Source organism: Pseudopedobacter sp. (genome assembly GCF_040392825.1).
In the GTDB taxonomy this organism is placed as follows: domain Bacteria; phylum Bacteroidota; class Bacteroidia; order Sphingobacteriales; family Sphingobacteriaceae; genus Pseudopedobacter.
Genome location: NZ_JBEBVH010000189.1, coordinates 1 through 8,062 on the forward strand (window position 1 = coordinate 1; position 8,062 = coordinate 8,062).

Sequence of the window (8,062 nt, forward strand, 5' to 3'; positions counted from 1 at the left end):
ACTCTTGGCTCGTCCATTTTAATAACTTTCCGGTCATAAGTAATCAGCCCGTTAACTTCTCCCTCAACATCTGTAGTTTGCGTGTAAACGGCCGCAGAAAAGCCGGATCTAATCATCTTTTTCAGCTTTTCGGCATACTTCACATATTCATCGGTAACTTCCTTTGAATTCTTAAACTGAATATAACCCCAGTTTTTTTCAGGTTGCCAAAGATGGTTCTGTAATGCGAGGCCAATACCGCCATATTCGCCCAAAACAGTTGCTCTTTCTGCATCATAAAGGTACATTTCCGGTCCGGGATAATTATGCAGATCCAGCATGTCTCCAACACGGTAATGATTTCCTCCACTTGCGGGATTAACCAGTCGGGACGGATCGTAGTTTTTTGTCCACTCTGTAATTTCCTGGGTTTTAAACTGCCCCCAGGCTTCATTAAAAGGTACCCAGGTCACTATAGAAGGATGTGAATATAAATAATCCATAATATCTTTCCACTCTTTGCGATAATTAGCCTCAGATTCGCCGCTTCTAATTAGCTCGCTGCCATTAAAATATTGCCTGTTTTGCCATTGCGGAGATTTATCGCCGTTTGGCATATCCTGCCAAACTAAAATCCCCAGTCTGTCGCAATGAGTATACCAGCGGGCAGGCTCAACTTTTACATGTTTACGAATCATATTGAATCCGAAATCTTTCGTTTTCTGAATATCGTAAACCAAAGCCTCGTCTGTAGGTGCTGTATATAAACCATCTGGCCACCAGCCCTGGTCTAACGGGCCAAATTGGAAATAATCTTGGTTATTCAGCTGAAGCCTTACTATGCCATTTTCATCTCTTTTGGTAGAGATTTTTCGCATGGCTGCGTAACTGCTTATTCTGTCTATGACTTTTCCGTCTTTAAACAGAGCTACTTCTATATCATATAAAAAAGGGTTCTCCGGACTCCACAGCTTTGCTGTTTCAACAGGTATTTCAATTGACTGTCCTGTTTTGGCTTTATAAGCGCTTATGGTTTTTCCACTGTCTTTTACTTTTACCTCAATAATATTGGCAGAGTTTGTTCCAGTGGTTTGTATATCAAAAATTAACTTTTTCTTATCGATATCTGATGAGCTTTTTACCTGTGCGATGTGTTGTGAATTTACAGGCTCTAACCAAACGGTTTGCCAGATTCCGGATACTGGAGTGTACCAGATTCCTTCTGGTTTTTTACGCTGTTTGCCTACAGGCTGATACCCGTCTGTTGTTGGGTCCCAAACCTTTACAACCAGCTTTTGGTTTCCTTTGGTAAGAAATGGAGTGATGTCGAATGAGAAAGGCGTGTATCCGCCGATATGTGAACCAATCTTAATATCATTTATAAAAACTTCTGTTTTCCAGTCAACAGCGCCAAAATGAAGCAGGATATTTTTGCCTTTCCAGGCGGAAGGAATATCGAAAGATCGCTTATACCAAAGCTCGTTATTGCCGCCAAGTTCTTTTTGAACTCCAGACAGGCTGGATTCTACGGCAAACGGAACTAATATTTTTCCGTCAAATTGTTTAGGTTCTGCTTTGCCGACAGGCAAGATGGCGTATTCCCAAAGTCCGTTTAGGTTTCGCCAATCTGCTCTTTCCATAATTGGCCTTGGATATTCGGGAAGTACGCTATTTACATTTATCTGCTCTGCCCACTGTGTTTTTATCTTGTCTCCTGCAGGTTTCCATTGAGCGTTTGCACTAAAAATATTTAGTGTAAATGCTGCTGCGGAAATTATTTGGAGTGTTCTTTTTATAAAATGTCTCATATGGAAGGGATTATTTTCTGATAGAGAATTTATAGATACAAGTTTGAGTATAGGTTTGTCCGGGATCTAACCTTGTAGAAGGGAAATTGGGTTGATTAGGACTGTCTGGAAACTTTTGAGTTTCTAAAGCCAAAGCTTCACGGAATTTTATAGGTTTTCCAAATTTTCCATTGGTTTTTCCGTCAAAAAAGTTTCCGCTGTAAAACTGTAACCCCGGTTGGTCTGTATAAACCTGTAGTAATCTTCCGCTTTTGGGCTCAAAAAGTTCAGCAGCAAGTTCAACTTCATTAGTCCATTTTCTGTCTAACACCCAATTATGGTCGTAACCTTTCCCATTTTTAAGCTGTGGATTATTTTCTTCTATTCTTTCGCCTATAGTTTTGGGCTTTCTAAAATCAAATGGTGTATTTTCAACAGAAGCAATTTCTCCGGTAGGAATAAGAACGCTGTCTATTGGAGTGGTGTGGCTGGCATAAATTGTCAGTTCGTTATCTGTTATAGTTCCATTGCTTTCACCTTTCAAGTTGAAAAATGTATGATTGGATAAGTTGACAACAGTAGGCTTGTCTGTAGTTGCTTTATACGTGATTTTAAATTCGTTATCATCTGTTAAGTTGTATTCTACGTTTATTTTTAGATTTCCCGGAAATCCATCTTGTCCATCCGGAGCCAGATAAGAGAAACGGATTAGGTTTTTAGCTACACTATCGACGTCCCAAACAACCATATCCAAACCTTTAATGCCTCCATGCAATGTTTGCCCGTTGTTGTTAATAGGTAAGCTGTATGTTTTTCCGTCTAGAGTAAATTTCCCTTTAGCAATTCTATTGGCGTAACGGCCAACAACTGGTCCTAAAAAGCGTTCTCCGGTATTGTTAATGTACCGGTCTATATTTTCATAACCAACCGCAACGTCATCGTATTTCCCATTTTTATCTTGTACCCATAGGGAAACCACTCGCAGTCCGAAATTGGTTACTTGCAAAATCAATCCGTTTTTAGATTCAAGGGTATAAAGCGAGACTTTTTTACCATCTATTTCCTTAGAAAATGCCTGAGCGTCCAACAATGCTGGTGCCTTTTTGCTTTCTGAACAGGAAAACAGAAAGATTAACAGTATAAAAGAAATAATCTTGTTCATGGTTATAATATTCTAGTTAAAATTAGGTTTGACAGATTTTAAAGATGGAGAACCTCCTTCTACATAAGGCCAGTTTTCATTATCCCATTTTACCTGATCTAATAAAAGCACACGCCCTTTTGGATTGTTAACATCTACGCCGTGATAAAAAATCCAATCGGCTCCATCTTTGTCCTGAACAATTTCAGAACAATGTCCGTTTCCTACAAAACGGCTGTTAGAGCTGATTACAATGTTATATCCGTTGTCCATCATGTTTTTTCCGGTTTTATCTACATAAGGTCCCATCAAGGATTTTGATCGGCCAACAACCAGTTTATAAGTGCTGTTTACTCCTTCGCAGCAGGAGCCAATTGAAGCAAAGAGATAATAGAAATCACCTTTTTTATGAATATAGGTTCCTTCAAATGCAGTACCTGCTATCTGTTGCTTTTGTGCACCTGGTTTAACGGATAAACCGTCATCGGCAAGTTCTATTGCATATATGCCTCTAAAGCTCCCCCAAAACAGATGTTTCTTCCCATTTTCTTCTATATAAAAAGGATCTATTGAGTTTTGCACATCAATTTCATTGCTCCTGAAAAGTTTTCCCTTATCTGTAAACGGGCCTTCGGGCTTGTCAGATACTGCTGCTCCAATTCCGCAAGTCCACTCGCCACCCCAAACCGACATGGAATAATACAGCACATATTTTCCATTTATATAATTGATATCCGGGGCCCATATTCCTCCGTTCGGTTCAAAGTTTGGCCTGGTATTATCTGTAAAGGCTGTTCCCTGAAACTTCCAGTCAATCAGATTTGAAGATTTATAAATTGGGACATTTCTGGTGTCTTCTGTTGCGTATAGATAAAAACTGCCATCATTACTTTTAATAATGGTTGGGTCTGGCAAGCTTATGCTAAGAACAGGATTAAAATACTCGTTGGTTTTGGGTACTTCAAAAGAAGATTTATTGTTCTTTTTACAGCCATAACAAGAGGACATAACTAAAAGTTGCATAAACATCATCTTAAAAAAATACGCTCTCATAGGATTTATTTTTTGGTTGGTTTAAAAAAGTCTTCTACTCTTGTTGGGCTTAACATTTGCCATAAGGAAGCCACTGTCCAGCCCGGAGCAAAGATATCGTTATAAAAACCTTTTCCATTCTTTCCGTAGTCCCAATTGGTATGCTGTACAACCTCTGGATAATAGCCCACTTTCGCAATATTGAACATGTGATCTTTTACCGGCATTAATTGTAACATAGAACTTTTAATTACTGAAGAGAATTTGGAAAATCTGTCTTCTTTTCTCTGCAGTGCCAGCCAGTCTAAGACTGTTGCAAACTCGAAAATGAAAACATCTATATGGTTATTTTCAACCGAGACATTTCCCCAGCCGCGTGACTGAAAGCCAACGTCGCCCAGCATTTGCCCCTGAGCGAAAGGGACATCCCAGGTATAGTACCATGTTAGACAGAAATAGGCTGCCTTTGAACATAAGTCGGTATAATGCTGACGCTCTTTCCCGGAAGAGACCATAGCCAGATAATACATTGCCGTAGAAGCGTATAAAGAGGCTTCTTTGTCTTCGCAGTTTGCGTCTAATGTAGACGAGAAATAATCAGATTTTGATATGATTTCTTTTTCCAGATAAACAGCGGTTAGTTTGGCCTGTTCAAGGTATTTCTTGTCTTTAAAATATGCATAAGCCATTGTTAAAGGTAATGTGGCCGACGGAGTACTGCCTCCGCTCGCATCTTTTATCTGTAAATCGTTGTCGAATTTTCTGGGAAAACTTCCGTCTGGCTTCTGAAGCTTTGCGAAGTTTGATAATAATGTTTTAACCCTGTTTTCCCATTCGGGATGTTTTCTTCCTTTTTTCTTTTCGTAGTTTAAATAGTTTAGAATGGCAAATGCTCCTTCAGATTGCCTGCGGATACTATAAATGTGTTCTTCTTTGTTTCGGGTAAAATCTACCACTTCTCTGAAAAATCCGGCAGAAGTAAATCCATGCGTAAGGTAACTGTCAAAAATAGCCTTTGCATTGCTAACCAATTGCTGGTCATTGTTCTGTTCGCCATATTCTAAAGCGTTATAGGCATTTAACAGTACTCTTCCCACAAAACCAACTTCTGCAATTCCGGTACTTTTACAATCGTCTGTACGCAGTTCTACTCCAGAATAATACTTTAAAGCATATTGGTCTACATAGCTTTCTTTAAAGAAATTAGTTAAAATCCTTTTTGCCTCTACAGTTGTGTATGCATTATTAACCGGCTGCGGTTTTTTAGTGTCGAAGGAATATGTCCATGCTTTAGCAATAAAATCGGCATAGTCTTTTGCTTTTCCTTTTCTGATTTCCCATGTTAATTTTCTGCTTCCGCCTTTTTCCAGTTTTTCAAAGGCTTTAACCGCAGGTATCAGCGTTAATTTCCTGATATAGGTCTTTGGTGCTTCGTTATAAGGGAATCCAAAAACCAGAGCCGAAGAGCCATTGATATTTCTAAATCCGGTAAATCCCAAATCTGTTTTACCATTGAGGATAACTTCTCCGGTATTATGGGTGGTTAAGCTTTCATTGTTAAGCTGATCTAATCTGATGACGGTATAAAAGTCTCCATTTTTCTCATTAAAAATACCGGTAAGCGGAGTGCTTAATCTGTCTTCGCGAACCTGCCAGCTATCGCTTGTGGCAAATGAAGGAGCTTCTTTTGGAGAGCGGAGGTTCTTATGATACCAAAAGCCCGGCATAAAGAACTGACAGTCTTGATGTTCAAAAGAAGCTATATTAAAAACTTCTTCGAAACTGTAGTAGACTTCTTCTCTGGCATTTATATTTACTTCTATTCGTGTTGTTTCTCCGTTACTGGTAATCTGTTGTCTTATTTCAACAGGTATATTTTCCTGTGCTGTAAGCGTTCCGTTACTGTTGTTTTGCAGATTATAGGTTTTTGCCTCATTTCCGGGAGTTTTTAGGGAAATGCTATATTGTACCTTCGTTTCTTGTGCTTTAGAAACAAGATGACCACATGCGAGCATAAAGGCTAAAAGCAATTTTGTTTTCATTTCAATCATAATTTATAGTACAACTTTAATCCAGGAGTCGGCATTACTTTCATTCATATCGGTAAGGTATTCGGTATAAAAACTGCCATTATTGTCATAAGAAGATAACGCTAGTCCTATTTGTAAACTTTTTGATTGCTTCTTGTAAGGGATGGTATAATAAACACGATATCCATTGTCATTTATTTCGGTATTTGTTTTAACAAAATTGGAAACCGGCTTCCATTGTCCATTTTTTTCAATATAGAGTTGGTTTGTTCCATTTTTGGAAGACCATATTTTGTGTTTTTTCCCATCTAAAAGAAAGAACAGATACATCCCTGTTTTTCCGGATTGAGATGTCTCTTTTTCAGAGATATTGCATTTTACGTTGATCTCCTGATTTTTACTGGCTATTCCAGCTCTTAGATTGCTATTGGATTTGGATCCTATAAAAAGCGGAAACTCCTCTATGGCAGAGCTTGCTTTCATCACGTCAGGAATAATGTATCCCTTAATTAGCCAGGGAGCAACGTTTTTAGATTTGAAATTTGTGGAAGCTAAAGCGACAACCGTTTGGTCATCCCACATAGCTATTGAATTCCACTTTGCCTCGTTATCCGGAGGTACGTTAAATGGACGGGTTCGTTTTCCGAAATTTCTGGCCTCTTTATCGCCAATTGCGACTTCCATTGTAGAAAGTTCCCAGTCGTGAGCCCTGTTTTCATTAGTCTGATAAGATAATAGTGTTTGGCCATTGGGGAGTTTTAAAAGGTAAGGAGCGCCCATATAAACAGAATCAGGGATATGGGTATCCAATGCATAATCTCTGTTTCCAGACTCGGACAATACCGGCTGGCTCCAGTTATCAGAAATTTTTGTTCTGACGGTATAAGGCTTAAAGCGATCGGTTTTATTATCTTCTATCGCTACTACAATTTCATTGTTTATTAAAATTGGAACGGGCATTCCGTCTCTTCGTTCTTTTCGGAATGAAACGGTAAAGGCTTTTTCGGTCCATGTTTTACCGTTGTCAAATGATTTTACCATTGAAATTTCCTGTTCGTCAGATTGACGGTATGGGTTTTCGTTAGCGAAATAAACTTGTAATTCTCCGCCGGGTAACTGTAAAAAGGAAGGTTCCCAGCAGCCGTCGCCAAAACGTGGCGCCGCCACATAAAGTGTTTGTGGCGGCAACCACGTCCGACCATTGTCTAAACTTCTCCTTATCACGATAGAGTAGGGTGCAATTTCTTCTTGTCTGGGTCTGTAATTGCAGGCGACAATAATATCTCCGTTTTGTAATTGTTTGACTTCGGGGTTTGCAATATTCACGACGGTAGTTTTTCCGTCTAGTGATGAATAAGAGAATTTAGAAAAAATAGCTGTCGGGGTGCTCCAGGTTTTTCCGTTGTCCCAGCTTCTTTTAAAGTGAATATCGCCGGTTCGGGTTTCATAAATTACAAATATCGAGGAATCTTTTAATCTTGCTAGTCTTGGATATCCTCCCATTTCTGCAATTTGCTGCATAGAAGCATAATCCCAGGCGATACGAACACCAGAGCTTACTTTTTCTGACTGAGCAAAAGTGCTTTCTTGCAGAAGAAGCAATAAAATGAGCAATATAAAACTACCTGACAGCTTTTTCATGTAGCAGCAATCTTATCTTTTTAATTTTGGTCTAAGGATATCATTAGAGATCTTCATCACGGGGATGTTATCATCTGTAAATGTGACATCGGCAATGTACATTGCCCTTGGGTGTATGCTGGTTGCGCTATGATGTGCATGAAAAACAATCCGCAGCTTACCGGATTTATCTTTGAACATGGCACTATGGCCTACGCCTACTAAATCCTGAGGTTTTTGTAATATTGGATTTGATGCATATTTTGTCCATGGTCCTTCAGGAGACGAGGCTGTTGCAAAGCCAATTCCATAAAACGGACTTTCATAGCTATTGGCGGAATAAGTCATGTAGTAAAGACCTTTGTGCTTCATTACAAAAGCACCTTCGTTTACTCTTGGCCAAACTTCTTCCCAGGTTTGAGAAACATTGATGCATTTTTTTAAGGTAGCGGTTTTTATTGTCTGGAGATCGT

Annotated in this window: 6 protein-coding genes; all 6 read right to left on the minus strand. The window is 39.2% G+C overall.

All coding sequences use genetic code 11. The features are described from left to right. A partial coding sequence (locus ABWO41_RS12995) for a glycoside hydrolase family 2 protein (RefSeq protein ID WP_353138652.1) occupies positions 1–1,787 on the minus strand: 1,787 nt, incomplete at its 3' end. 10 nt (positions 1,788–1,797) lie between these two features. Next, on the minus strand, positions 1,798–2,928 hold the full coding sequence (locus tag ABWO41_RS13000; RefSeq protein WP_353138655.1) for an aldose epimerase family protein: 1,131 nt from the start codon (positions 2,926–2,928) through the stop codon (positions 1,798–1,800). A 12-nt stretch (positions 2,929–2,940) separates the two neighbouring features. Then, positions 2,941–3,960, minus strand: a complete 1,020-nt coding sequence (locus tag ABWO41_RS13005) for a family 43 glycosylhydrolase (protein WP_353138658.1) — start codon at positions 3,958–3,960, stop codon at positions 2,941–2,943. Positions 3,961–3,965: 5 nt separating this feature from the next. Beyond that, a complete protein-coding gene (locus tag ABWO41_RS13010; protein WP_353138661.1) occupies positions 3,966–5,981 on the minus strand; it encodes a hypothetical protein in 2,016 nt (671 codons plus the stop codon). A gap of 12 nt (positions 5,982–5,993) precedes the next feature. Beyond that, entirely contained in the window at positions 5,994–7,610 is a 1,617-nt protein-coding gene (locus ABWO41_RS13015) for a sialidase family protein (protein WP_353138664.1), read from the minus strand. Between the two features lie 12 nt (positions 7,611–7,622). Further along, positions 7,623–8,062 (minus strand): family 43 glycosylhydrolase (locus tag ABWO41_RS13020; RefSeq protein WP_353138667.1); only part of this gene is annotated, 440 nt, incomplete at its 5' end.